Source organism: Listeria sp. MAN/IMW/UF464, assembly GCF_058683955.1.
Genome location: NZ_JBZWZP010000001.1, coordinates 910,515 through 937,487 on the forward strand (window position 1 = coordinate 910,515; position 26,973 = coordinate 937,487).

Here is a 26,973-nt window from a genome sequence, read left to right on the forward strand (position 1 = left end):
GTATCACCGTACCACTTGGGTAACACTGGCTATGAATGTACTATATCAAAGGAAAATCGCTTCATTTATATACTTCATATATCGAGCAAGCGTTTTTCCCACTACAAAATTTCTTTTCAAACTTTTATCCCTCTCTCCAAGCGACTTTAGCAGGAGTCACAAACTGTTCATAACTCTTTTTGAAAAGAATTAAGGTATAATAAATGGGTAAATATGTAAAAAAGGAGTGGTCCTAATGACGGAAAAATTCAATACAGTGCTCAGTTATCTAAAAGAATTTCCTGACTACTATAAATATGTAACAAAGAAAACCTATACAATGAATGAAAAAATTATTTTTGAACAAGAAAAAGCAAAACATATCTTTTTTGTTGTGGAAGGTTATGCTGCGGTAGAATTAGAGGACAATTTAAGAAAAACAAACTATATTTCAATATTCGTTCTTCCAAATAATGTGTTAGGGATTGACGCATTCTCGTCATTTCCAAAGAAAAAACATAGTATTACCGTCATGAGTGAGCAAATGGTGCTCTATAAAATAGAAGCAGACTTTTTACTAAACATTTTATCGATCAAACCTGATGTGAATGATTTTCTTTTGACAAGTATTGCTGACGTTTTTGCTCGCCACTATGCACTACTTGGAATGATTGCAAAAACACCTAAAGAACGGATTTACATGGCTTTAGAAAATCTTGCTGTAGAGATGGGCGCTGAAGATGAAGAAAGAAATGAGATTGTGTTACCAAACTTTATCAATCAGTCAGTCCTTGCAAGATATTGCCGTACAACCCAGCCAAACATATCTAATTTACTCACAGAGCTTGTAGACGAAGAATTTTTAGTCAATAAAAAAAGCCCTTATCGGATAGATAAGGACTCCTTAGATATTTAATTTTGTTTGTGTTTACGGCGTAATAATCCAAGCGCTGCAAATACAAATATTAAGCCAAACATGCTATACAAAACGCTATCCCAAAGTTTATCGCCAGTAGTTGGAAGTTTTAATTTACCAGCTATAGTTGATTTTTCACTTTGAGTTGGCGTTATTTTTATTGTTTCTGTCTTTTCTGCTGAAGTTTGGTGGTTTGTAGCTGGTGTAGTTTCGTTATTTTGTTGCGCTGGTACTACAGGGTTTAGCGGTGTAACTGGAGGCGCTGGAACGGCTTTTTCTTTAACCGTTACATTAATTGTTATTGATTCGCCGCCAAAGCTATAAGTGACCGGATAAATACCTGCTTTCGTGGTGTCAACTTCACCGTCCACCTGCACATCACTAAAGGAAACAGCGATACCAACTGAATTTATCGCACCATCAAAATTGTCCTCTCCGCTCCATGCATCGTTTACATAAATCGTCGAATCGTGCGCTTTAATTTTCGCAGGTACTGCTTGATAAACATAAGTGACTGTTTGCGAGTTTGTTTCGAATACGCCACTTGCATTTGCTGGCAGTTTACTTTTATCTAATGTAAATCCAGCAATTTCTTTTGCTTCAGCTTGATACGTATCATCTAATTTACCTGTTAAAATATCTGAAGTGGTTAGTTCCTCGCCATCTTGGTTTACATATTTTACTGTGACTGGTGCTCCGTCTGCTTTTTTATATACATAAGTGACCGTTTGCTCGTCTAAACTAAGTGTCCCGATTGCATTTTCTGGTAGTTGGTTAGTATCGAGTTCGTATTTATCAATTGCTAGTTCATATTCAGGCGTCGTCACATCATAGTCATCGCCTACATTTCCACTTACCGTTTGCGACTCGTGAATCTCTGCCCCTGTTTCATCCACATATTTAACCGTTAAATCCTTTGCCTTAACCGGTAAAATATCAATTAAAAAAGTTGCTTGGTTTTGAGGATTGTTAGTCGCATTATCAAGAACTACTTTAATTACGTGTACGCCAGATTTAAAGTCGGTTAATGGAATACTCACATCTGATGTCAGCGCCCCATCATAAAGCACCTTACCATCATTCGTATCGGTAATCGTCACATCATGCCCATCAAACAATTCCGAGTCAAACATATATACTACTTGTAAATTAATAAATGTAGGACTATTTTTTAAAAATGGCGTAAGCTCCATATCATTAGTTAGATTAGAAATAAAAGAATTATTTGCTTTAATATGACCGCTATACTCTGGTGTATTAGCTGGATAAATGAACGTATACGCTGAGTAAACACTTGGTTCTGGTTTTTGACTGTTAATCGTCACTTGGTTACCAGAAACATTTACTTCATTTGCGCCAGTTCTATTTTCATACAAACTTAAAGGTAGTTGCCCGACTAATTTATTACCTTGCAAAGCGATGGAAGGAATATTTCCAAGACCATCCGGAATTTTTCCTGAGAATTGATTATAATCTAAGCGCAGTTCTGTTAATTTTTGTAATTGACCTAATTCACTAGGAATCTCCCCTGATAAATTATTACTATAAAGTAAAAGTCTTTCGAGAGACACTAGGTTTTTAATCTCTGGTGGGACTTCTCCCGTAAGCGACCTATTGCTTAAAGAAATGGTCTTAATCTTAGCCAAATCCTCAAAAGTTAGATCAACACCGACTTTTTTCGGCGCCAATTGTCTATTTACCTCATTGATTAACCACGCTTGTCCTCCTAAATCTTCAGAAGTAACAATATCTGTATTACTTTGATTTAAATTAATTGGTTGATTTGTTTCTTTTGTTGTTTCTGATGCTATTCCGGAAATGGGAAAACCCCAAACAAAATTTAATGAGAGAACAACAGCAGAAAGATAAAGAAAAGCTTTTTTCATTAATGTATAACCTCCAGTGTTTTTGATTACTCCTAAAATTATACGCTAAACAATATTATTAAAATGCCTAATAAGGTACCTAAAATCACCATTTGTGAACATTTTTCGAACATTTCATATCATAAAAGCAGCATGCCTTTTGATTTCCAAGCACTTTCCTTTGACACATTTACCTCAAAAAATCGAAAATTATTTTCATGAACAAAGCAAGTATCCGTAGAAATAAAATCCGATAACATATTGATATTACTTGTTTTTTCGTTCAAAAAAGCATTCAAATCAATACCATCTAAATAGCTCCCTTTAGTCTAAACAGCATCTAAAATAGTTATAAAACAGTTAAATCGGGTCTAAATTTGAACAAACCCTGTTTTTCGCCATTTTTGTGATTTTGTCACCGAATAGTCACATTTAAGAAATCACACGCGATTTTTAGGTCTGATTTTAGTACTACGAAAATATGGGAAAGGACTATAATTAACTCATAAATAATAAAACAAACTATAAAAGGATGTGCAATACCTCTTGAGAAAAACTTTTCTAATCCTCATTTGCTCCATGCTACTCGCAACACTCGTCCCCTTCACTTTCCCAAAAGCTAATACTGAACCGACGTCCTGGATTGAAACAGAATTAGATGGTAACGAAGCTTTCATCTCGGCAACAGAGAGAAATCTCAATAAAAAACGAGAAGATATTACACTAGCAGATGTAGAAACAATCACTTCTCTTGATCCAGTAGGCGCCTCTTCTATACCTGATAATATAACAGACTATAAAAATTTAACTAGGCTTTATATAACACAAGGAACTTTGACGGAAGTACCAGAGAGTATTGGTGAACTCAAAAAGCTAACCTTTTTAAGTTTTTATAATAATAAGCTGACTGAATTTCCAACAGTTGTTTATGACCTACCAGCTTTAAATTCGCTTCTATTACAACGAAATAATATTAGTGAAATCCCTGAAGAAATTACGAATATGTCTTCCCATTTATCAAGTCTCGATGTTCGTAATAACAATTTAATTTCCATTCCTGATAAGATTTTTACAACTAAATGGGCTAGCCGCAGTGGCCAACTAATTATAGATACAGAAGGAAATCAAATTACTTCAGATGTTCCTGTTGATTATTTAGATAACTATAATAATGGCGGAAACATGTTAGAGAATTACAATTATCGTCAAAAGCAAGATCAATTGGTTTATAAAGGCGATCCAATCGTAGTTCCTTACAAAACAGACTTTAAACAACTGACTCCTGATAAATCCAAACTAGCATTAGCTTCAAATAATGCGTTATACCCTACTCACGAATTCGAATATTACGACGACGGTTCTTCAACGCTTGAAAACGGGGTAGCCACAACAGAAGGTGAAGGTTTCATTACGATTAAAAGCACCTTATCAACTACCTCCAACCCATTTGCAAAAGTACGGGTGCCAATCGTTGTGGAAGCTCCTCCAGAAGGCTCCGATGTCACAGTCGAATACAAAAGTACCACAGGAGAAACAATTGCTCCTTCTGAAACTTTAAAAGGTTTATTAGAAGCAAATTATACGTCTGAAGCTAAAACGATTCCTGGCTACACACTTACAGAAACGCCAGCTAATGCGAACGGTACTTTTTTAAACGATCCACAAACAGTCACTTATGTTTATTCAAAAGACCCCGTTCCTGCTAAACCAGTTACTGTAAAATATGTTGATGATAAAGGTAAAGAACTAGCGCCATCAGAAACATTCACTGGTTTTATAGACGATGATTATACTTCTACAGAAAAAACGATTGAAGGATACACATTAGTAGAAACACCAGCAAACGCCAACGGAAAATTAACAGCAGACCAACAAACAGTGAATTACATTTACACTAAAAATATTATTCCTGCTGAGTCTGTAACAATTAATTATGTGAGCGATACAGGTAAAGAGTTAGCAGAACAAACTGTCTTAGATGGCAATATTGGAGATTCCTATTCTTCTTTTGCCAAAACAATTCAAGGTTATAAGCTAACTACAACACCAACAAATGCGAACGGTACATTTTCTGATACTAAACAAAGCGTTAATTACGTGTACACTAAAGACAAATCTTTACTAAAAGCAAAAATTGGTAAAGTCGAAGTAGAATTTGTTGATTCCACAAACACGCCAATCAGTAATCCTTTAATAGTAGAAGGAGAAATTGGAAAAACGTATAAAATCCCTCATAAAGAAATAACAGGATACACACTAAAAAAAGAGCCCTCTAATGAGCTCGGAACATTTGATCAAACACCGAAAAAAGTCACTTTTGTATATCAAAAAGAAGACAGTTCAGAAAAATCACCATCGAACAAAACAACTTATAACAAATCGATAACAAAAGCAGAATCAAGCACAGTAGGAATGCCAAAACTTCCAAAAACTGGTGATAAGAGTCCATTAATTCCTTCACTAGTAGGAATCTTCCTTTTAAGTTCTGCTATTGTTCTTTGGAGAAAAAAACAGCTGTAAATCCGAATAATAATTAATAAAAAAAGACGATAAACCTCGGTTTATCGTCTTTTTGAATGGCTTAAATTTGTTTTTTCTTCCAAAGTAAACTAGCAAATCCAACAAATAATAGCCCAATCAGCACCAAGTATAAGTTAGTATCACCTGTTTTTGGTAGTGTTCTTTGTTGTTTTGAGTCATCTAAAGAAGTTGCGTTTTCTGATGCCGCTATAGTTCCAGATTGTTCTCCCTTAATCTCCATATCACCCGATCCCTCGGAGGAGACTATTTCATCCGGTTTAACTGGATCTGTTGGTTTTGTTGGGGCAACTGGACTTCCTGGATCAGCTGGATCTGTTGTTTGTTCTTCATACTGAGCATATAGTGTCATATTGTTTGCTGGCATTTTATCTGTAGCGAAGTTCCATTTCTTTCCACCAGTTTTTGCATCGTACCAACCAGTGAACGTGAACCCTGTTTTGCTAGGCTTTGCGGGTTCAGTTACTAATTCATCACTAGCAAAAGTCCTTGTAGATAGTGTTCCTTCATTGTCAAAGGTTACTGTATATCCTCCAACAAGGGATTGTGTGACCTTCCCACTAAATTCCCCTGTTGACCTGCCAATCTGAGTTGTCTCAGAAAAAGAATAATCTAGATTTGCTACGAAGCTTGGAAGTTGCCAAGATAAGATAGCATTTGAATAACTACCGCTATTACTAATATTCTTCGGCGTCACAAGTGTTCCATTGATATTTTTCACTTTATTTTCCAGTGTAAAATTTGTAGAAAAAGCTTTGGGTTGATTGACAATACTCTGATCCTCTGCAAAAAAGTAATCTAATTTGCCAAAATCAGCATTTTTCAACGAACTAATACCACTAATGTGGTTATTGCTAATATCAATATAAAAATCATCGGCCAATGGATCCTCTGAATATAGTGTCATCTTACTTAATGGACTAATATCACTTATTTCATTATTGTTAAGTGTTAATTGTTGAAACGATTTACCAGCGAGCGGGCTAATATCCTTGATTTTATTATCGGCCAAATAAATATAAACAAATTGGTTTGCCGGGAAATCTCTTAACACACTTATATTACTTATACTATTATTATTTAGTCTTACCGAATTTAAATTTGGCAATGAGCTAAGTGTGCTTATATCACTTATATTATTATTCGATGCATCTAATATTTTTATTTTTGGAGATTTACTAAGTGGTGATAAATCATTAATATTATTTTCAGAAATATATACAGTTTCTAACTCTGATAATCCTTCTAACGGTGAAATGTTACTTACAGACTGCCCAGAAATATTAAATTCCGATAAATTTTGAAGATACTCGACACCCTCTATCGAATAAATTATTGGCCCCGGCATACGGTCAGAGGTGCTGCCATCTAACTTTGTAATATTATCTAAATCTGCCTGAGATACTTCATCTGCTGAACTACTCTTATAAGTGACTTCAGCTATTACTTTAGCCATATTTTCATCAGGAAAAACCTCATTTATTGGTTTCGGTGATGTTAAAATACTTTTTTCGGCTGCATTGGCGTTTGGAGAACTAATAAAACTAATTAAGACGAGAGATACGACTAGTAGCGACATTGTGATTGTTTTTTTCATGTAGTTAATCATTCCTCCTAGATGTATAAACGCTTATTTATGAAATTGGTACTTAACCAGTATACAATCAACACAAAATTAACAAGTACTAAAATTAGACTCAATTTTCCGAATTATATTTAAAATGTGAATAAAATGTGAAATTCGATAAACATTTACTGATTTTCAGTGCTTTTTTAGTAAAAAAAATAGACTGTAAACAAAATGATTTCTCACATTGTTACAATCTATTTTTTTAAAGCCCCTTTTAGAAAGTTTGTACTTTTCTCGCTAGGCACATAATACCTGCGATAACTGCAAGTACGCCTGGAACGATCCATAGTAAGCTAACTAAGAAGAAACCACCTACACCAGCAACTAGCGTCAAGATACCAAATACTTTCGCATTACGTTTAATTAATACTGCGAAAACAATCAAAGCAATACCAATGACTAAAGCGATTGCAGATAAAATTACTGCGAAACCTCCAGCAGCAGCAAGTGCTTCTGTATCAGTAGTAGACATTGTTGCAGCTCCAGATAGTTCTTCGCTACCAGATAAAGCAGCAAGAATACCTCCACCTGCGATTCCTGTAATACCAGCGATAATACCTGTAATTCCTGCTATTAATGTTAGAATGAATTCTGGTTTTCTTGGATTCATGTTGTAAAACCTCCCTTTTTTATAGTCATTTATTAGTATAACATTAATTCACACGAAAAATGTAGACATTTAGTGTATTTTTATTTAAATTATCTTTTTATTGTACAATTTTAACTATAAAAAAAAGACCTCTTGTCTGAAAAGGTCTTAAATATCTTCGCGTTCTAGCCATAAACTGAGAAGTACATCATTTTCTTCTTTAATATCTTCTTTTGTCATTTCGGGTTTAATGTCTACTTTTTCAAGAATTTCAAATTGAATGGTGTCGATACCATGTTCAGTTGCTTCTTTTGCCATTTCTGGTGGTAGCATATTTCCCGCTCCAATTTTCACTCCGAAAGCAAGTTTATTGGCTATTCCTTTTAAATCCATTGTATTATCGATTAAGTATTTGCCTGTTTTGGTACTGATAAAACGATATACTCCAGCGTCAGGGGCTTTTTCTTTGTATGCCCGAATCAGCTCTTTGCGGTTTTCTTTATCCATTTGTTTCACGTCCTTAGTATCCTGCTTCTTGTAAAAGTTTGCTAAGTGTCTTGAGGCGTTCGCTGAGTAGCTCATCATCATTTTTTAATGCTTGTTCGAATAATTGAATGTCTTCGTCGATATACTCGTTATCTTCACAAACTGCGATAGTTAGCGCATCCCCTTGCAAGCCGATACGGTCAAGCGTTGGATTTTCTTTATCGTAAAAATTAGGTAAACGATAAGCATCTTTAAAATGAACCTTCGTTCTTGCAATTAAAATAGCTAAGTCAAGTACGCGGTGTAATGGAAGCTCTTCGGATTGGCGCGACCATTTATCGCCCGTATGACGCCAAACTTTGGCTGAAATATCTACTTTTCCACGATCATTCCACTGCGCAAGACCAAGCGAAAGACCTTTTGCATCCGAATGATACGCGCTTTTACCGTCTACTTCTTCGTAATTTTCGGCAACAATCACTGGTTTATGTTTTAAGGTAGTTGGAATCTTCATTAGATTTCTCCTTTTAAATTTTAGTAATTTACTAAATTAGTATATTACTAATTTTATAAAATGTAAAGAAAAACTTTCCTAATGACTAGGAAAGTTCATTTTTCATATGTAATTGTTGTAGTCCGTCTGGTAAATCTACTTTGATAGTTCTGCTATTCGTCACTTTTACGAGATTCTTGTCGGTTTGATAAGTGCCGGTTGCAGGAAGAACATAGTCATCTAAGCCGACCATTTCACCATTTTCTACCATTCCGGTAATATACCACGGGTGACCAAGGAGTTGTTCTGCTTCTAGGAAATGACCGCGCCGAATAAAAGCTCGAATGTTTGTGGAGCTGATTTTTGTTTGGTTTGTTTCAATTACTGGGACAGATGTGACGTCGATACCATAGGGCTTGCAAAGGTCCCGCAGTAAATCCACATCAGAATCGCGCCCTTTTCCAAAATTAAACTCAGAACCAACGATGATATGCGATAATTGTAAATTGGTCAAATGGTCCGTAACAAATTCTTCTGGTGTTGTTTCCGCATACCTTGGTGTAAAAGCTGTTTCGATGAGATGGTCTACCCCGTAATGCGCGAGCCAGCGTTCTTTTTCCATTCTTGGTGTGAGCATTTCGCGGTATATTTCGATTTGTTTTAAAGCCCAAAGTGGATGTGGGCTGAAACTAATAGCAGTTAAAATTTCGTTTTCTTTTTTGATGGATAAAGCTGTATTTAAAATGGTTTGGTGACCAAGATGAACCCCGTCAAACTTACCGATTGTTAATACTGCGGGGCGACTATCTTTATTTGGTTCGAGTGTTACGTGTGATACTTCCATTGGCTGATTTCCCCCATTCCTCTCTAAGTTTATAGTATAACAAGGGGGTCGTGCAAATTTATTGATTGCATAAAAAAAGACCTTTTCTAATTTCGAAAAGGTCTTGAATACTTTATTCTACTGTTACACTTTTTGCTAAGTTTCTTGGTTTGTCGACATCGCAGTCACGGTGAAGTGCTGCGTAATAAGCTAATAGTTGACACGGGATAACACTTGCTAGTGGTGTTAATAATGGATGTACTTGTGGAATAACAAAGCGATCACCTGGTTGTGCAACGTTTTCCATTGCAAATACACAAGTTTTTGCTCCGCGTGCTAAGACTTCATTTACATTTCCACGAATATTCCAATTGATAGATTCTTGCGTAATAAGTGCTAAAACTGGTGTGCCGTCTTCGATAAGCGCAATAGTACCATGTTTTAATTCCCCACTTGCAAAACCTTCTGCTTGAATATAAGAAATTTCTTTTAGTTTAAGTGCTGCTTCCATCGCTACGAAATAATCGATGTTTCTACCTAAGAAGAAAGCGTTACGAGAAGTCGCTAAGTATTCGCCCGCAATATGTTCGATGACTTCTTTACTAGAAACCATTGCTTCCATTGCAGTTGCAACGATACCTAATTCAGCAGCCAAATTAATGCTAAGTGCTTCAGCGTCACCAATTTCGCGACCAAGTGAAACTGCAAGTACTGCTAAAACAGAAATCTGTGCGGTATATGCTTTTGTTGATGCAACCGCAATTTCTGGTCCAGCATAGAGATACATCGAATGATCTGCTTCACGGTCAAGCGTAGAGCCTGGTACGTTCGTTAATGTCAACGTCCGGTAACCAAGTTCTTTCACTTTTACAAGACATTGGCGGCTATCGGCAGTTTCCCCACTTTGCGTAATGAAAATGAATAACGGCTTTTTAGACATTAGCGGTAAATTATATCCAAATTCACTAGAAACATGTACTTCTACAGGAATTTTCGCCATTTTTTCGATTAAATTTTTTCCAACTAAACCAGCATGATAGCTCGTTCCGCAAGCGACAATGTGAATACGGTCAGAAGATAAAATTTCATCAAGGATTGTTTGATCGACATTGATTTCCCCAGCTTCATTTTGGTAAGCTTGGATGATTTTACGTGTTACTGCTGGTTGTTCGTCGATTTCTTTTAACATATAGTGCGGGTAAGTGCCTTTTTCGATGTCAGATGCATCTAGTTCTGCAGTGTAGCTTGCGCGGCTTACTTCTTCCCCTTCTAATGTTTCTAATGTAAAACCGTCTTTTGTAACAATAACGATTTCTTTATCCATAATTTCCACGAATTCATCGGTTTCTTTAAGAACAGCCATTGCGTCACTTGCAATAACGTTGAAGTTTTCGCCTTTTCCGATTAGTAATGGGCTTTTGTTTTTTGCTGCGTATAGTGTTTCTGTATCCGTTTGGTCAATTAAGCAAATTGCGTATGAACCGTGAAGTAACGATAAAGCTTTCTTAAATGCTTCTTTTGTAGAAAGTTTTTCAGCAAATAATTCAATAAGCTGCACGATTACTTCTGTATCTGTATCACTAATAAATGAATGATTTTTTAAATATTCTTCTTTTAAAAGCGTGTAGTTTTCGATTACACCATTATGAACAATAGTAAAACGGCCTGATTTGCTTTGGTGCGGATGAGCGTTCTCGTGATTTGGTTTACCATGAGTTGCCCAGCGTGTATGACCGATTCCTGTTGTACCAAATGCATCACTTGGTACAAGGCTCGCAAGGTCTGCAATCCGTCCTTTTTCTTTTACAACTGTTACTAAGTCTTTGTTTTGTAAGGCGATTCCTGCTGAGTCATAACCGCGATATTCTAATTTTTCAAGTCCTTCTAATAAAATACCTTTTGCATTGTTTGTTCCAATATATCCAACGATTCCACACATAATAAATTCCTCCAATAATTAACTTGAGGGCAGACTTGTCCAATTTCAAGCCCTCTACATTTTTTGGTTTCCTTGGAGGGTAAAAAACATGTTTCATTACTACTCTGTCCACTTGGTCACCCAAATGATTTGTAAGTAAGACTTAACGACTGCATGCACAGCCGGGAGACTCCCGCCGAAATTTCGATTAATCTCCTCCTCGTCAACTGATTGTTTACTTTCCAGGAATTTCACCTTTAAGCATTTTCGTCCCAATCAGTTCTGGCGCTTCTATTCAGTTGTACTATCCTCCTTCAATACTTTTCAAGGAAACAAATCTATTTTACAATAATATGTATACTAGGTCAAGCATTATATATAGCCGTTTGTTTAAAATTGGTCTATACATTGACAAAAAATAACAAATGACTAATAATATAGTTATGATAGAAAAAGGAGCGAGCCGTATGGTTTTATCAAAAAAAATAGTTTCTAGTATTGCTTTAATTTTTTCGCTAGGTTTTATTTATTTTCGTGTGAGCACGGTTTATGCACTCGAGCATACAAGTAATGCGTCACTTTTACCTTCGACCGGGGATGCATTTTCGGTTTGGCCGATTGTTATCGGAGTACTTCTAGTAGTCTTAGCAGTCGTTCTTTTCATTAAGAAAAAAATATAAAAAACGTTTGGAAGCTTGCTTATGCTTCCAAACGTTTTTTTATGGTTTGCTTAAATAAATAGCTTGTTTTCCCATGGCGGACCAGCCTTCTTCTAAGACAGCTCTTTTTACAGCGCGATTTTTATGTCCGTATGGATCGTTGATATAAAAATTCTCCTTATCAAATCCAGTAATGACAACACTATGCATGGAATAAGTGATTTTCTTTTTTCCTTCTTTTGTTTGGACGGTTTGCCAATTTTTTGGTGCATGGTAATCGGTCGTTGTGATAATCCAAACGGGTGCTCCTGTGCTAAGTACGGTTATAATATCGGTTATATCATTGCCGCTAATGTCATGTACATGCGCTTCGTTAACATATTTAGCAGCCAGTTTGGCGATGGGAGCATGATTCACCCCGAGCCCTTTACTATCTCCACTGATGCTCCCAACAAATGCTTTATCAGGATTTCCGTGTAAGCCGTTTTGTTCAATAGGTGTGGTTGGAAGGTTCGCTGCTAATTCATTTTTGGTAACATTTTTCCCAGTGAACTGTAGGAGCATTGCAAGACTCGTTACTTCACAGCCGTTAAAAAGTATAGGCGCATCCATTTGATTAACGAGAGGAACGTCGAGTCTTACATTAAAAGGTTCATTGTCTAATTTATAAACTACTTTGGCGCTTTCGAGTTTGACGGTTGGTGAATAAAAGGTATATTTCGTATTTAGAAGGGTCAAACTAAATATACAAGCTGTAATAACAAGTAGTGATTTTATCCAAATTCGCATTTGTACAAGCTACCTAGACATTTTCAGCTAGGATTGGCTCTCCGGGTTCTTTTGTTTCCGGTTCTTCTTCTACTTCGACCACTTCTTCGCTTACTTCGGTATTGAAGTTGGCGATATACCCTTCTAATGAGCCGGAAATTTTTTGCATTTCTTCTGAGATAACTACTAGCTCGTCCACTTTCATTTTGTTAACTTCCGCGAATTCAAGTGCGGCTGTGGATTTTTCACCAATTTGGTTAGAGATTTCTGTTACGTCGCTAATCGATGTGTTTACTTCTTCAATTCCAGCAGCCATTTCTTCTGTTTCTTGAGAGACGTTTTGCATTTGAGCGGAAATATCGTTCACACGGTTGAGTAAATCTGTAAATGTCGCTTCTGTTTCAGAAATGATTTTTTGACCTGCTTCTGATTCGGAAAGCCCAGTGTTCATTACTTCAATTGTTGTTTTTGATTCGGTTTGGATTTTTTTCAGTACCGTATTAATGTCGACAACAGCAAGACGAGATTGTTCTGCTAACTTACGGACTTCTTCAGCTACAACTGCAAAGCCGCGGCCATGTTCGCCAGCACGTGCGGATTCGATTGCTGCGTTTAAGGCTAGCAAGTTCGTTTGGTCAGCGATATTTGTAACGGTATCAAGTGCTTTTTCGACTTCGCCAACACGATTAACGAGTTGAGATACGACGTCTGTGCTCGAACGCATTACACCGCTGATACGATCCATTTGTGATACTAAATTGTTAATAACAGCAATTCCATCATTTGTTTTTTCTGCGGAGTCTTTTGTTAAGTCAGATACTTTCAGGGCATATTCCGCAACGTTTTGAACGCCGCCTGTCATTTGATCCATTGCATCGGTACTTTCTTTCATGCTACCGATTTGCGTTTGGATTTGTTCGCCCATCATTTTCATTTCGATGTCCATCTCTGTTGTCATTGCAGAAATAATTTCAGAACTAATAATGACGTTATCACTGGAAGATTTAACGTCTGTAGAAGCTTTTTTAATATCTTCAATCATTAATCTTAGGTTTTCGCTCATTTCATTTAGGTCATTCGTGATGTCGCCTAGCTCATCTTTACCATTGTATGTGCTACGGTATGATAAATCACCGCTTGCTACTTTATGTACAGCTGTTTGCAAGTGACGAATTCCTTTTAAAATAACGCGTGTAATATAAGCGTTGAAAATGAATAGTGAAATCAGTACAGCAATGATAACGGCTGTGAAGATTAAACTAATTTTTACGCCAAAATCAGAAATAGCTTGCGAAGATTTTTCGACTTCATTATAGTTCATATCATTTAAAACGTTTAATTGTTTTGTAGCATCGTCAAATTTTGTTTTAACATTTTGGTAATATCGATTTTGTGCTCCTAAAAGTTCTGCGTCGTCCAGCGCACTTGAAGTATCACTGATGACAGAGGATGCCGCTGACTTCATATCCGCTAATTTTTCTTCAAAGTAAGCTAATTGTTTTTTATCTTCTGCTGTTAAATTGGCTTTTTTGAAATTATGGATTGCTTGGTCATTTTCAGCATAAAGCGTATCAATATCTTTAATAAGGGTTGATTTTCCGTTGATAGTATCGAACATGGTCAGGATGTCGATATTGATTTGTGCCATGTTTGTTTGGATTTTTGCGATTTCTTTCATTGGAGCAACATTATTATCAACCATATTATCTGAAAGTGTCGCTACATGACGAAATCCAAGGAAACTCGTTGCGCCAAGTCCGATTAACATGATGGTGGTTATAATAATATTAATGCTTAGTTTTGTTTTCAATTTACGATTTTTAATTAAATTCACCCATTCCACACTCCTATTCTCTAATTCTAGTTCATTATCTCATATTTTTTAAAAAAACTCCATATTTTATTGTAAAATAATTAGTTTTAATAAAAAAACATTATAATAACTAGCGAATATCGGCGTAAAATGGGTGATATTGTTATTTTTTTATTTATTTTTTATAAAAATCTACGTAAAATAGTTTTAAGTGGTGGCATTTTGGCGAAACGGTGGTCTTCTAGGACTGATTGGATTTCGAATTTGGTGTAACCTAATGCTTCGTCCATCACGATTTTTCCTGGTAGTGGAGCGGCTGCGCTATCCACGGAAACGTCGATGATAACTGGTTTTGTTGCTAGTTTGGCGTTTTCGAAAGCAGCTTCTAGGTCCGCCATTTTTTCTACTCGGAAACCAATTCCGCCACAACTTTCGGCGAATTTTGCGTAATTGATGTCTGGAAGGTCGATTGCGTAATTTAGTTCTCCTGCAGATTGTTGTTCATATTTAATAAATGATAGTTGTTGGTTGTTTAAAACGACGACAATCATTGGCATATCAAGACCCACCGCGGTTACGAAATCTTGCATAACCATTGAAAAGCCACCATCACCGACAATTGCAATTGCTTGGCGATCTGGATAGGCTTTTTTCGCTGCGATAGCTCCGGGAAGACCGCAGCCCATTGTACCAAGCCATGCAGATACGATAAAGTCATTTTCTGGTGTTAAGTGTAAATAACGCGTGCTCCAAACTGTTGCTGTTCCTACGTCAATGGAGAAAATAGCATCTTTATCAGCGATTTTTTGGATATTAGCCATCACGACTTCTGGGGCAATTGGGTCCGTTGTTTGCGAAATATCTTCTTCCAACCATTTCCACCATTCTTGCATATTTTCTTGGCATGCTTGAAGGAATTTCCGTTCTTCAACCGGTGCTATTTTGGTTGTTAAATTACTAATTATTTCTGCGGCATCGCCAACTAAACCAACTGTCGCTTGATAACGTTTGCTGATTTTGGCTGGGTTAATATCGATTTGAATACATTCAGCTTTTTTAGGTAAGTAGTCGCTATAAGGATAATCATTACCAAACATTAAGAGTAAATCAGTTTCTTGCATGGCTTCATATGCTGGTTTCGTTCCTATTTTACCAAGGTTACCAAGTGCGTTTGGGTGGTCATCTGGAACGATTGTTTTTGCTGGCAAAGAATGAATAATCGGGATTTTCGCTTTCTCTGCAAAAGCGATTAATTCTGGTCCAGCGTGTTTTGTTCCTAAGCCTGCTAAAATGACTGGTTTTTCAGCTTTATCAATTAATGTTACGGCTTCTTGAATTGCTTTTTCGTCTAGTTTTGGAATTTCTTGTTCAAATTTTACTGGTTTTGCTTTTAGGCTCGCTTTAATTTCTTGAGATGGAATATCATTTGGGATTGTTAAGACAGCGACACCTTTTTCTTGATAGGCAGTTCGAATCGCTTCATCAACAACATCTGCCAGCGTTTCAGCATTATCGATTTGTTTATTATAAACGGCAACATCTTCAAAAATAGCTGGTAAATTAACTTCTTGGAAAAAGCCCGTATTTAAGACGTCCGTTGTCACTTGGCCAGCTAAAACGAGCATTGGTACGTGGTCCATTTTTGCATCATACATACCGTTTAGAAGATGAATCGCACCAGGTCCGCCGATAGATAAAGCGACTCCGATTTTGCCGGTTAATTTGGTATAGGCAGCTGCTGCTAGTGATGCGACTTCTTCGTGACGCACATGAATAAATTCAATTGCCTCTTGTTCTTTTCTGAGTGCATCGACCACGGTATCAATCGAATCACCGGGTAAACCATAAACATGATCGATGTCCCAATTTTTTAATGTTTGTACGAGTGTTTCACTTGCTTTTACTTTTTTCATTATACTTTCTCCTCCCATGGATGTTTTCTCTAATGTCCAATAGTTTTCGTTTACCCTGTTTTTGGAAGAATATTCATGAAAGAGAATTGACGAACAATTCAGAAGTGCTTATAATGAAGGCAAGGTGGTGATCAAAGAGATGCAAACAAAATTGCACTGCTCTCGACTTTCTAACAATGGCTTTAGGATTGTTTAGAAAGTAAGAGTGAAATAAACTCTTCAATCCTTCAGCTAGTTTAACCAAAATTAAACTATTAAAGGAGAATTATTAATGAAAGAGTTTATCGAACCATACCAATATAATTTTATCAAAAAACAATTAGAAAATGTCTCACGCGCTTATCGGTCCGCGAATGATAAATCTACTTTGAAGGCGTTAAAGTCTTTGACGGAGGAGAAAATCAACGAACTATTTCCGGAGAGCGTGCTAGAAGAGCATAAGGAACTTTTTAGCGAGCTCCATTCGATTACTTCAACCAAAGAAGCAGAGCCGTTTTTAGAGGGGTTAAAAGCCTATGTGATTCCTTTCGTTCCGCCTAGCGATGTGAAACTTAAAAAACTTTTTGCGAAAACGAAAAAATTAAAAATTCCTGCATGGTCGAAACTTGATTTGCGCGATTATACTTTTTACGGCTGGAATGATATTGCTCAGCAGCGTAAATATATCGTGACTTATGAGGACGGAAATTTGGTCGGCGTAAATGGGACTATTTCTCCGGAGATTCAAAAGGGTGTTTGTTCCATTTGCCAAACGCATTCCAAAGTATCGCTGTTTATGGCGAAAACGAAATCTTCTAGTGATGGCGTTTATACGACAAATGGTAATTATATTTGCTACGATAGCGATGTTTGTAACGAGCAAATAAAAGCCCACGAAACATTAGATGAATTTATTGAAGTTGTGAAGAAACGCAAATAAAAAAAACAGCAAGTCTCTCTTATATTCGGAGAGACTTGCTGTTTTTTATTTGATTGAATCACGTAATTTTGAGCGTTGTTTATCCATCCAAGTTTCTTCTGGATATTCGTTTAGTAAGCTGTCTGCGAATTCGGCTAGGTCATCGCCTACAACAGCTTTTAATTCTAATTGATCAGCGGCTGCGTTTTCGAACATTTCGAGGACGTTTTTTAGGATTTCGAACATCCCTGCGCCTTTTGCAAAGTTCCATAAATAGGTTTCAACGGCTTTCATTGCTGTTTTATAGTCTTCTGGGAGCGCGTCTATTCTTTTTTTGTATTGTTTATAGTCTCGTTTTTCTTCGCGGTATTTTGTGTACCATTTAAACATATGCTGGTCCTCCTTTAATTTGGACGATTTTCGATTGGATAAAGTTCCATCGTTTCCAAAAAGTTGCTAGTTCTTCTTCGCCGGCTGGGCTTAATGTGTAAAATTTTCTAGGTGGACCTAATTCTGATTTTTTCTTTTCGATATTGACTAATTCTTTTTTCTCGAGGCGAACGAGAATGGTGTAGACGGTTCCTTCAACGATTTCATCAAAACCTAGGTCATTGAGATACTTGGTGATTTCATAACCGTATGTTTCACCTTTAGAAATTCGCTCTAATATCATTCCTTCTAAACTACCTTTGAGTAACTCGGTAAGTCCTTTCATTTGAATTCACTCCTCTACTAGTTGTTACTAGGTACAAGTATATAGTAATACAAAGTAGACTGATTGTCAAATGGTTTTTAGAAAAATATTTTCTTTCAAATCATAAGACCTTCACAAATATAAATTCGTGAAGGTCTTATATTAATTACCTTTATAATGAACTAAGTCATAAGGATAATAAGGTAGATTCTTTAAATCTTTATCATTGAGTTGTAATATCTTTGCAATTGCTCCACTTTCCCAGCTCCAATAACCACTATATATTTTTTCATAATGATTATGTGATTCGTGCCATCCAGTGTCATCATAAATTTTATACCACTCATTTTCTAAGTAATATTTTAGTTTATTTATCATTTCTTCTTTATCGTCTAATTGAACTAATTCCTGAAGAGTTTTAAAATCCTTGGGAAATAAAAGTTCTTTAGTGTTAATTTTCCAATTTGAATTATTTGCATGAAATAAATAATCAATTAGAAAATCTTCTTTTTTAGACTTACTTTGTAACTCATGTAATGATTCCATTACTTCAGAAGAGGCATCAAGCAATATTCCCCATGAAACCATCCATAACATAGTATTATAGCTTTTAAAATTCCATCCTTTTTTCATGTATTCGACAACTTCGTAGTAATATTTTCTTATCGAGTCTATTTCCTTTCCCATTGAGTATAAAGCGTTCAATTTATAAAGTGAAATATCTAATAAAAATCCGTTGCCTTCTCGCTCTTTTTCCTTGTTATTCGGAAATTTAATTTTGCCTAATTCTAAAACCTCATTAAATTTTAATAACCTTTGGTCAGCTTTAGTTAAATATTCTTCAAAATATTTTTTATCTTTTCTTATATCTCTCATAATTATAACCTCTATTCTAATTTTCCATTTTTTTACCAGTTGTATCCAATATACATTCCATAACATTCCCATTGTCATCTACATGGATTAACAGTTTTTGAACGTTTTCTGGATTTAAGAACATCTCTGTTTTAATATCATCTGCTTTATCTATGCCTACAGCTTTTTCTAGTCTTTCCGACCCCTTAATCCACGTATCACTCATTTGTAGACCATCATCTGTTAAGTTTAATCTTGATGTTCCATATTTAGCCTCTGCAATAATATATTTTGGTGGTGGAGATGCACTTTCATAGACACCATCTATTCCTTTGTTAATTATATCATCTAAACTAGTGACAGGATTCCCACTAATTCTCGATGCCCCTCTGACACTCTCCATATAACTATCCATTACTACTTCACCAAAATTGCCTTTATACTTAGTGGTTTCTAAAATGACTTCTCCCTTTTTAACACTCGAAATAATCTCTTGTTGTTGTCTTTTTATTACTTCCACGGGGTCATCAATATATTTGAGTGTGTTCGCATTTTTAAGTATCTTATTTAAACCAAATCCTGCAACCATAAAGGCTATATCCGTCCCTGCACTCAGAATATATGCTTCACGTTCTTTTTGACTAAGTGGGTTGCCGTTTATATCGAGTCCAGTTATCGCATGACCGATAGACTGGGCGCTCATAATTCCACCTGCCACCATTGATGTTGTGCTTACCCATCCAGGTACAGCTATACCCGCAAAAGCGCCCCCCGTTGCTACTACTAGACCTCCAACACATACAATAACTAGTCCTGTTGTAAGCATATTGGTTACTTTTTCTAAACCAGTTTCATAGTTAAAATCAGTCTGACGATAGAGAGTGTTTACAAAGGTTTCGTAATTAATTTGAAAGTCTAACTGACCAGTCATGGCTAAAAAGGTTTGATATTGTTCTTGTTTCATTTTACGTGTAAATGAACTATTCATCAAATCCATAAAATCTACATCGTTTTTGGTTTTAAATGTATTATAGGCCGTTGAAGGAGCAGAAATGCTCTCACCTGGTTGCCAAGCTTCTCCTTGAACAGCTATACCACTTGTTGAAACAGAGTGACGGTTAATATCTACTAAACTTAATCGTTCTGCAAATTGTTCCATATTTTTCTTAAATGGACTATCAATCTTCTCACTGGCTTCACGATAAATTCTAACAATATTATTTGTCAAATTCCATAATTTTTCGTTTAAATTATCAATTTTAAAACTCTGTGAAGAATAAGTGAAATAGAACTCATTAGCTAAGCCTTCATCGTGTAAATAATCATCCATTTGTTTGAATAAGTGGTCAACTCTATAAAATTGATTTACAGCCTCGTTCAAGCGGTTAAACAAATCTTGTTTATAGTTTTCTAATGTATCATCGTTTATATAAATTTGTTCTGCCACTATCCCAATGCCTCCTCACAAGTTTTCTCCCAAAGTTTAGCTATCTTTTCATCAGTATCTTTGAATGTGATCATAGCATCAATGCAGTATTCGTTGATAAGATTATAATAAGTTGCAAGCATCTGCACTTTTCCAGCAAAGTCCGCCCCCATTTGCATCATATCTGAACCATTCACTTCAATCATACTTTTACTTAAGATACGCTCCACTTCTTCTTTTGCTTCACCTTCAATATAGAAAGCACTATTTTTCACAGCATTAAGAGATGGCAGAGCTGTATTTATAATAGATTCCATTAATTGTTGTAAAGTGGTAGTTACTAGCTCTAGTTCATCCGGATTAATAACAATTTCACTCATGATTTTTTACCTCCTGGATTCGCTCTTGGGCGATAGTTACAATTTGTGGTACTTTATCAACAAACCATTTAAAAGGGTCAATATCAATTTTTGTAGTTAGTTTATTCCTTTCATCTAACTGATAATATTGATTATTATCTTGTCCAATAGCTAATTGAGCTTCGAGTTGATATTCATTGTTAAATATTTCTATCACCAAAGTGGGCGCGCTATGTGAAAAGGGAAGTGTTCTTTCATCTAATGTCTTGGTAGTTATTTTTTCATAATATATACTTGCTGACTGTTTTAGGATTGGATGACTAAGAGCTATCTCTAGCATACTCAAGGCATCGCCAACAAAAAGTTCAAATCGAATAGTATCTTGAACAGGGACTTGTTTCAAAATAATGCATAGCCCATCGTTAAATAAACCAAAAATATATTGTTGAATATGTACATAACGATCAGCTTGAGCGTATTTTTTTAGTACCTCCACATAGTTAATTGTAACTAATGATAAACCTCCAGTAGATGTTAGTATTTCTTTTTTTATTAATCCTTCTACAGAGGCAGAGCTTGGTGCTTCATAAGGGATTCCAAATAGCAAGGATATGTTTTGATACTCTGCTAAGTAGTAAAGTTCATCGGCATTTAATACTTTACCAGTCATAAACAATACCTTTTATTCCAAGATAGGATTCCATTCTTTCAAATTCTTTATAGGTTTGACCAAATTGATAAAGAGCTTCATTCAATTCAACAGAACTGTTCAATAAAGCACCATGGTACACAACAACCATTTCAAGTAATGCTCGAATATGCTTGTAGTGTTCACCGTTCCAATTCATATTCTCAACATTTGCTTGTAAAGTTTTGGCTTGCGAAAGAGTATCATCTAACATTGTTTTTACTTTCGCTAGTTCTGTCCACGCTTCATACCAATTATCATTATATAATTGCTCACGACTCATTTTCTTTTGCCTCCAATTGATTGATTTCCAGTGCACAAGAATACAACTTGTTTTGCGCTGAGTTTTTCAAGTCACATAAATCTTCCAATTGATTATCATGCTTTTTACGCATTTCTCGAGCCATCTCAAGAACAAGACGAGTTTTGTCATCAATGAGCATATTGGGTTCGTAGTTGGTATCCAGCCAACCTATTGAATCTAAATCAATAGCACACATACGAGCGTTCTCAATTTGGGTTTTTAAATAGTTTGCTTTTTTAATTAAATCTTCGTATTTCTGATGTTTTATTTTTGCATTTGTTAATTCCTCACTTGCAAACAACGAATTAAACATGGTATATTCCTCCCGTATTTTATTTTGTATTAAATTTCACAATATACCTTTGAATCAATTATAATGTACTTTATTTTCTGATACAACAAAATTTTATAATAAATGTGATTATAAAGTTTACTAGTAATCTTGCAACAGACTCATTCCTATACTAAAATGAAACTATCAAACAGATGTAAAATAGAATTAAATTCCAACTTATCTACTTATACTTCTTAGAAAGGAACAATTAATATGTTATCTTTAATTAAAACTTTAGTATGGTCTGCCTGTTTTTTAGAATTTGTTTTTGCCTTTTATACGCTAAAAGCTCTGGGAGACGCGATAACTTTATTCCCTATCATTAGTTTGATAGCATTTCTTATGCTAGCTCATTGTCTTTGTTGCATTATCCGTTTAAGATCTCTAACTCCTAACAATAAAATTATCTTTCTATTTATTAGTGGTATTCTATTGTTAGGCGCCAACCTAATAGAAGGTTTTTACATAAATCCGATTCCTGGTTCGCTTTATATTATAGCTGGTGTTATCGCGACTATTTATGATCGAAAAATCGATGCATCACAAAATTAGCTTTATAAAAAAGAGAGGCGCATAGTAGCGGCTCTCTTTTTGTTTATTGAAATAGTACTTCTGGGTTTTGTTTCATCGCGGTTAAATTGGCGATGTTAACTGTTAAAAATTTCTTTTTGGGTGCTTCTAATGTTTCAAGCCATTCGCTCGTTAAGTTTGCGGCCATTTCGGCTGCTGCTTCATTTTGGCAGATGAATCCGATATTTTTGTATTGGCATTTTTCATGAAGGTTAGCGTAGTGATGTTCTTCGCTTTCTTCGGGGTTGAAAATGTCCATGTAAAAATTGCGGTTGCCTTTTAGAAATTGCATGTGGGTATCATGTGAGTCTACTAGATTGAAATCGCGTTTGGTGAACTGATTGATTGCTTCTGATTTTACGCTAGCGAGGTCGAAACTTACGGTTGTACTTGGTTTTTCTAGGTTTTGAAGTTGGCTCGCTTCGAATGATTTAGATGCTTCTTGGTCGGATGTGAAGGCTTGGAGTTGTTCTTCGACGCGGTTCATTTTTGCTTCAAAATCAAGTTCATTTAGGAGATTTTCGGTTTGTCTGATGACATTGATTGCTTCTTCAAATTGGTCATTTTTTATGTAGGAAGTTACTTTGTCGGCTGCTTCGATTTTAATTTCTTGTTGCATTGCTGCTGTCATATCGCGCCATGATTCCCACTTTTGTTGCCAGTTTCCCATGATTTATTCTCCCTTACCCGATAATTTTCGTTAAATAGTTTTGCGTTTCTTTGAATGGTGGGACCCCGCCGTATTTATGTACGTTACCTGGTCCAGCGTTATAGGCTGCTAATGCTAATTTTAGGTCACCATCGTATTTTTTGATGTAACCGGCAAGCTGTTTTGTCCCTGCGTCGATATTAGTCGCTGGGTCGGTTCGATTAGAGCCGTACATTAGTTGCATTAGACCAGTGGCACCAGCACTTGAAACCACATTCGGATTAAAATTAGATTCTACTTGGATAACTCGTTTGATAAGCGCTTCTGGTACACCGTATTTGGTTGCTGCTGTTTTAATTAAATCGCTATATTTGCCTTCATTTTCAGCGCTAATAGGTTTAATTTGGTAGTTGTTCCAATTAGTTAGCTCTCCGGTTGTTGCTGCTGGAGTTTCGGTTGTTACACTTGACCTTGCACTAGGAGTTTGTTTAGTTTCGGATTTATTTATTAAAGCTTCGTATGCTTCACGGGCGCGAGCTAGTTCGGCATCGGTGACTGTTTGCACATTAGTTGTGGTGGTTTGCTTTGTCGCATTTAAACGTTCATTTAATTTCGTTTCAAAAGTGGTGGCCGATTGTTTCGCTGCTTCAAATGCGCTTTGAAACTCGGCTTGTCTAGCACTAATAACTTGTTCTACTGGATTCATCCACGGCACTCCTTTGTTATACTAACGTTTCCATCATTTTACTCGTTTCTTCTAGCGTGACACTCTCATCCCGCAGCTGTTTTAAAAATTGATGAATAAAATAGGATTTTTCCTTACTTGTAAAAATGGCTGCGTTGTCGCTTGTTTGTTCAATTGTTCCTAATTTGAAGTACAGTTCATTTTCTTGGTAAATGCTCATCCATTCGCGGATTTTCGAAGCGGATTTCCACTGACTTTCTGGCACGATTTCTTCCATTACCCGGCTAACGGAGCCAAGGACATCAATGGCTGGATAGTGGTTTTTTGTTGCCAGTTCTCGGGTTAGAACGATATGACCATCTAAAATCCCCCGCGCTAAATCGGGTACTGGTCCGTTCATATCATCTCCATCAACGAGTACTGTATATATACCTGTGATCGATCCATTTTTAGTTTTACCGGAACGTTCTAGCAATTTTTTCATATAGGATTCCATTAGCAAGGTTTTCCCGCCAATTGGTAGGTCTTTGACGGCAATATCAACGCTTCTTCTTGCATCAGCGAAACGAGTGACAGAATCCATCATTAATAGGACGGTTTTCCCTTGATCGCGGAAATGTTCTGCAATCGAAGTCGCAAGTTTGGCAGCACGCAGTTGCATGAGATGGCTTTCATCTGAAGTGGCTGCGACAATAACGCTTTTACGCAACCCTTCTTCACCAAGATCTTTACGCAAGAAATCTTTTACTTCCCGACCACGTTCGCCAACAAGACCGATAATATTAATGTCTGCCTTGGCGTTACGTGCTATCATTCCAAGCAAAGTTGATTTACCAACACCTGATCCTGCAAAAATACCGATTTTTTGACCTATACCAATGGTTAGCATTCCATCAATCGCTTTGATTCCAGTTTCAAGTGTTTCCGTAATTTCCGCTCGGTTAAAAGCATGGATTGGCGGTGCTTCCAGTGGCATTTTTTGTTTAAATTTAGCAGTACCAGCTTCTTCATTTAAAATATCACCGGATGCATTTAACACTTTTCCGAGTAAAAATTCATCGGCTGGAATAGTGATTTTTGTGTCAGTCACGTACACCCAGTCACCATACGCTACTTTATCGCTTTGGTTAAATGGGAGTAGCATGTTGTTTTCTTTTTCGATAGAAATCACTTCACAAAGCACTTTGTTTTCGCCGACCATGACGGTGTCGCCAATTTTCACTTGTGGCCCTTTGGAAATATAGACTTGTTCTTGGACGGTGTGGATTTTGCCTTTTTGGATGTATGGAACGGTGTTTTTTAGTTCTTGCCAAGCTTCGGTTTTTGGCGACCAATTCACGATTTATCTCCTCCTAGAATTTTCCGTTCTGCATTTTGCTTGTGTAAGGTTTGGAAAATTTCTGTGATTCGATAGTCGAAGTATTCTTTTTCTTCTTCTACAGTGAATTCGCCGTAATCAAGCCGCATATCGAAGTTCCAATGAATATTTTCTAAAAGCCAGTCGTACTTTGTTCCGGTGTTTTCTTCTTTGAGTGCTTTTAATGTTTCTGGGTGGGTGGTGACGTTTAGTTTGTCGAAAGCAACTGGGAGTTTTTGAATGACTTCGGTTAGCATTGGTAAGACTTCAATTTGGCGGGTGTCGATTGCTTGGTGGACGATTCTTTCTGCGAGATCAATGCTTTCATCCCAAAGGAAATCGGTAATTGTTAGGTAAAGCTGTGTTTTTTCTTGTTCAAAAGCTAGTTTTTGTGCTTTAATTTCTGCTTCTGCGCTTTGTTTTAATTCTTCAATGGCTTGGCGCTCAGCTTTTAGTGCTGCTTTTTCATTTGCTAGCTTTTGTTGTTCGATTTCGATAGCTGACATATGCTTTTCGAGTTCTTTTTGGTGGTTTTCTAGTTGTTCAAGTTCTTTGGAATATGGTGATTCGACTTCCTCTGTTTCTTCCATATCTTCTAAATAGAATAGTTCCATTTTCACGTCGGATAAAGTTACTTTGCCTTTTGGGATTCTTGGATTAGATAAGGACATCCTGTTCCCCCCGTTGGATAACTATTTTGCCATCTTTTTCCAAGTTTTTAACGACATTAGCGATGTCTTGTTGTGCTTGTTCGACATCAGAAAGTCTGATTGGGCCAAGGACTTCTAGTTCTTCGGTAATCATATCGCGACGGTTTTTCGATACGCAAGAAAGAATTTTTTCTTTGAGTTCTTCTTTTTCATTTTTGAGTGCACGGGCGATTTTGTTGTTGTCTTGAATCTCGGCAAGCACCTGTTGCAAGGTCATATTGTCAAGCAGAATAATATCTTCAAACATAAACATTTTCTCTTTAATTCGTTCAGAAAGTTCGGCTTGTTCTGCGTCTAAATGTTCGAAAATAGTACGTTCCAACCCGCGAGTTACGTTATTTAAGATATTCGCAACATTTTTAATTCCGTCCGTTTTGTTAAGCGAACTATTCGACATTGTATCCAGTTTAATTCTTAATAAATTCGATACATTTTGCATGACTTCACTATCAAATTGCTCTAAGCTCGCGATGCCGATTACCGTACTAATCATTTTTTCTTCTGGTAAAAGGGCTAGGAGTTTAGATGCTTCTTCCGGTTTCATGTATGAAGCAATCATCGCAATCGTTTGCGGTGATTCGTCACTAATAATCGTAAACAAGGAATCGACATCATCAATTTCTCGTAAAATATCTAATGCTGTTTCGCCGATACGTGATTCTGCTTCTACCCCGTAAATTAATTGGTTCAATTCTTCTGTTGTCATGTCAGGGAATAGGCGTTGCAAGTGTTCTCGGTCAAGTTTAGCAATCCCGCCAGAAAGAAGCTCTAGTTCATCAAGAAATTCTCTTGTTGCTTCTTCCACTGCGCCGCCATCCATTTCTTTCATTTTGGCCATTTCACGTGCAAGGCGTTGTTTGGAGGCATCTGGAAGTAAATCAACTACTTCAGTCGCGATTTGTTCATCTAGACTCCAAATAATAAGGGCGGCTTTTTCACGTCTTGAAATACCTGAATCTAGTTGAGTAGCGGCTTTTTCTTCTGGTTCTGCTACTTCGACAGTTTCCAGTTCAGCGCTAGTTTCTTCTAAGGTTTCTTTGAGTGTTTCTGCCAT

Annotated in this window: 27 protein-coding genes; 4 read left to right on the top strand and 23 right to left on the bottom strand. The window is 36.4% G+C overall.

What is annotated here, in order from left to right; all coding sequences use genetic code 11:
• Window positions 1-235: 235 nt before the first annotated feature.
• Window positions 236-895, top strand: a complete 660-nt coding sequence (locus tag AC4PG0_RS04610) for a Crp/Fnr family transcriptional regulator (protein WP_153648294.1) — start codon at window positions 236-238, stop codon at window positions 893-895.
• On the opposite strand, the gene AC4PG0_RS04615 is transcribed toward AC4PG0_RS04610, so the two are convergent.
• Window positions 892-2,781 (bottom strand): MucBP domain-containing protein, encoded by a 1,890-nt coding sequence (locus AC4PG0_RS04615; protein WP_492167978.1) that lies wholly within the window; start codon window positions 2,779-2,781, stop codon window positions 892-894. The genes AC4PG0_RS04610 and AC4PG0_RS04615 overlap by 4 nt on opposite strands.
• Window positions 2,782-3,339: 558 nt before the next feature.
• On the opposite strand from AC4PG0_RS04615, the gene AC4PG0_RS04620 reads away from it, so the two are divergent.
• Window positions 3,340-5,280 carry a MucBP domain-containing protein gene (locus AC4PG0_RS04620; RefSeq protein WP_492167511.1) on the top strand — a complete coding sequence of 647 codons (1,941 nt, stop codon included), beginning with the start codon at window positions 3,340-3,342 and terminating at the stop codon, window positions 5,278-5,280.
• Between the two features lie 61 nt (window positions 5,281-5,341).
• Here AC4PG0_RS04620 and AC4PG0_RS04625 read toward each other — a convergent pair whose 3' ends face one another.
• The 6 genes from AC4PG0_RS04625 to glmS form a co-directional block, all read right to left on the bottom strand.
• Window positions 5,342-6,907 (bottom strand): leucine-rich repeat domain-containing protein, encoded by a 1,566-nt coding sequence (locus AC4PG0_RS04625; RefSeq protein ID WP_492167390.1) that lies wholly within the window; start codon window positions 6,905-6,907, stop codon window positions 5,342-5,344.
• A 235-nt stretch (window positions 6,908-7,142) separates the two neighbouring features.
• Window positions 7,143-7,538 (bottom strand): DUF4064 domain-containing protein, encoded by a 396-nt coding sequence (locus AC4PG0_RS04630; RefSeq protein ID WP_003770937.1) that lies wholly within the window; start codon window positions 7,536-7,538, stop codon window positions 7,143-7,145.
• Between the two features lie 147 nt (window positions 7,539-7,685).
• Complete coding sequence (locus AC4PG0_RS04635; protein WP_070753477.1) at window positions 7,686-8,024, bottom strand: GIY-YIG nuclease family protein; 339 nt, start codon at window positions 8,022-8,024, stop codon at window positions 7,686-7,688.
• 13 nt (window positions 8,025-8,037) lie between these two features.
• The gene (locus AC4PG0_RS04640) at window positions 8,038-8,517 is read right to left on the bottom strand and encodes a DUF6530 family protein (protein ID WP_003765864.1); all 480 of its coding nucleotides are present in this window, start codon (window positions 8,515-8,517) and stop codon (window positions 8,038-8,040) included.
• Window positions 8,518-8,602: 85 nt separating this feature from the next.
• A complete protein-coding gene (locus AC4PG0_RS04645; RefSeq protein WP_187984031.1) occupies window positions 8,603-9,340 on the bottom strand; it encodes an FAD synthetase family protein in 738 nt (245 codons plus the stop codon).
• A 112-nt stretch (window positions 9,341-9,452) separates the two neighbouring features.
• Window positions 9,453-11,258, bottom strand: coding sequence for a glutamine--fructose-6-phosphate transaminase (isomerizing) (gene glmS, locus AC4PG0_RS04650; RefSeq protein WP_010990576.1), 1,806 nt, complete (start codon window positions 11,256-11,258; stop codon window positions 9,453-9,455).
• A 446-nt stretch (window positions 11,259-11,704) separates the two neighbouring features.
• Here glmS and AC4PG0_RS04655 point away from each other — a divergent pair, with 446 nt between their 5' ends.
• Window positions 11,705-11,917, top strand: a complete 213-nt coding sequence (locus AC4PG0_RS04655) for an LPXTG cell wall anchor domain-containing protein (protein WP_010990575.1) — start codon at window positions 11,705-11,707, stop codon at window positions 11,915-11,917.
• A 39-nt stretch (window positions 11,918-11,956) separates the two neighbouring features.
• Here the strand turns inward: AC4PG0_RS04655 and AC4PG0_RS04660 are convergent, their stop codons facing one another.
• From AC4PG0_RS04660 to AC4PG0_RS04670, 3 genes are all read right to left on the bottom strand, one after another.
• Window positions 11,957-12,685 carry a C39 family peptidase gene (locus AC4PG0_RS04660; protein WP_070753480.1) on the bottom strand — a complete coding sequence of 243 codons (729 nt, stop codon included), beginning with the start codon at window positions 12,683-12,685 and terminating at the stop codon, window positions 11,957-11,959.
• Between the two features lie 13 nt (window positions 12,686-12,698).
• Entirely contained in the window at window positions 12,699-14,498 is a 1,800-nt protein-coding gene (locus tag AC4PG0_RS04665; protein WP_033533283.1) for a methyl-accepting chemotaxis protein, read from the bottom strand.
• Between the two features lie 161 nt (window positions 14,499-14,659).
• Window positions 14,660-16,390: a pyruvate oxidase gene (locus AC4PG0_RS04670; protein ID WP_010990572.1), complete on the bottom strand. Its 1,731-nt coding sequence runs from the start codon at window positions 16,388-16,390 to the stop codon at window positions 14,660-14,662.
• A 271-nt stretch (window positions 16,391-16,661) separates the two neighbouring features.
• On the opposite strand from AC4PG0_RS04670, the gene AC4PG0_RS04675 reads away from it, so the two are divergent.
• A complete protein-coding gene (locus tag AC4PG0_RS04675; protein WP_033533284.1) occupies window positions 16,662-17,309 on the top strand; it encodes a FusB/FusC family EF-G-binding protein in 648 nt (215 codons plus the stop codon).
• A gap of 45 nt (window positions 17,310-17,354) precedes the next feature.
• On the opposite strand, the gene AC4PG0_RS04680 is transcribed toward AC4PG0_RS04675, so the two are convergent.
• The 13 genes from AC4PG0_RS04680 to AC4PG0_RS04740 form a co-directional block, all read right to left on the bottom strand.
• Window positions 17,355-17,678, bottom strand: a complete 324-nt coding sequence (locus tag AC4PG0_RS04680) for a DUF1048 domain-containing protein (protein ID WP_033533285.1) — start codon at window positions 17,676-17,678, stop codon at window positions 17,355-17,357.
• Window positions 17,671-18,003: a PadR family transcriptional regulator gene (locus tag AC4PG0_RS04685; protein ID WP_492167389.1), complete on the bottom strand. Its 333-nt coding sequence runs from the start codon at window positions 18,001-18,003 to the stop codon at window positions 17,671-17,673. Before AC4PG0_RS04685 ends, AC4PG0_RS04680 begins: the two co-directional genes overlap by 8 nt.
• Window positions 18,004-18,144: 141 nt before the next feature.
• Window positions 18,145-18,858, bottom strand: a complete 714-nt coding sequence (locus AC4PG0_RS04690) for a PoNe immunity protein domain-containing protein (protein WP_033533540.1) — start codon at window positions 18,856-18,858, stop codon at window positions 18,145-18,147.
• 16 nt (window positions 18,859-18,874) lie between these two features.
• Window positions 18,875-20,284 carry a hypothetical protein gene (locus AC4PG0_RS04695; protein ID WP_003770918.1) on the bottom strand — a complete coding sequence of 470 codons (1,410 nt, stop codon included), beginning with the start codon at window positions 20,282-20,284 and terminating at the stop codon, window positions 18,875-18,877.
• Entirely contained in the window at window positions 20,284-20,643 is a 360-nt protein-coding gene (locus AC4PG0_RS04700) for a hypothetical protein (RefSeq protein ID WP_003770917.1), read from the bottom strand. Before AC4PG0_RS04700 ends, AC4PG0_RS04695 begins: the two co-directional genes overlap by 1 nt.
• Window positions 20,636-21,292: a DUF5081 family protein gene (locus tag AC4PG0_RS04705; protein WP_003770916.1), complete on the bottom strand. Its 657-nt coding sequence runs from the start codon at window positions 21,290-21,292 to the stop codon at window positions 20,636-20,638. The genes AC4PG0_RS04700 and AC4PG0_RS04705 overlap by 8 nt, the downstream gene beginning before the upstream one ends.
• The gene (locus AC4PG0_RS04710) at window positions 21,282-21,593 is read right to left on the bottom strand and encodes a hypothetical protein (RefSeq protein ID WP_003770915.1); all 312 of its coding nucleotides are present in this window, start codon (window positions 21,591-21,593) and stop codon (window positions 21,282-21,284) included. The genes AC4PG0_RS04705 and AC4PG0_RS04710 overlap by 11 nt, the downstream gene beginning before the upstream one ends.
• Window positions 21,583-21,927, bottom strand: coding sequence for a hypothetical protein (locus AC4PG0_RS04715; RefSeq protein WP_003770914.1), 345 nt, complete (start codon window positions 21,925-21,927; stop codon window positions 21,583-21,585). Before AC4PG0_RS04715 ends, AC4PG0_RS04710 begins: the two co-directional genes overlap by 11 nt.
• 616 nt (window positions 21,928-22,543) lie before the next feature.
• Entirely contained in the window at window positions 22,544-23,188 is a 645-nt protein-coding gene (locus AC4PG0_RS04720; protein WP_003770912.1) for a hypothetical protein, read from the bottom strand.
• Window positions 23,189-23,201: 13 nt separating this feature from the next.
• A complete protein-coding gene (locus AC4PG0_RS04725; RefSeq protein WP_003770911.1) occupies window positions 23,202-23,873 on the bottom strand; it encodes a lytic transglycosylase domain-containing protein in 672 nt (223 codons plus the stop codon).
• Between the two features lie 16 nt (window positions 23,874-23,889).
• Window positions 23,890-25,191, bottom strand: a complete 1,302-nt coding sequence (gene fliI, locus AC4PG0_RS04730) for a flagellar protein export ATPase FliI (protein ID WP_003760993.1) — start codon at window positions 25,189-25,191, stop codon at window positions 23,890-23,892.
• Window positions 25,188-25,880 carry a FliH/SctL family protein gene (locus AC4PG0_RS04735; RefSeq protein WP_003770910.1) on the bottom strand — a complete coding sequence of 231 codons (693 nt, stop codon included), beginning with the start codon at window positions 25,878-25,880 and terminating at the stop codon, window positions 25,188-25,190. The genes fliI and AC4PG0_RS04735 overlap by 4 nt, the downstream gene beginning before the upstream one ends.
• Window positions 25,867-26,973, bottom strand: coding sequence for a flagellar motor switch protein FliG (locus tag AC4PG0_RS04740; RefSeq protein ID WP_003760986.1), 1,107 nt, complete (start codon window positions 26,971-26,973; stop codon window positions 25,867-25,869). Before AC4PG0_RS04740 ends, AC4PG0_RS04735 begins: the two co-directional genes overlap by 14 nt.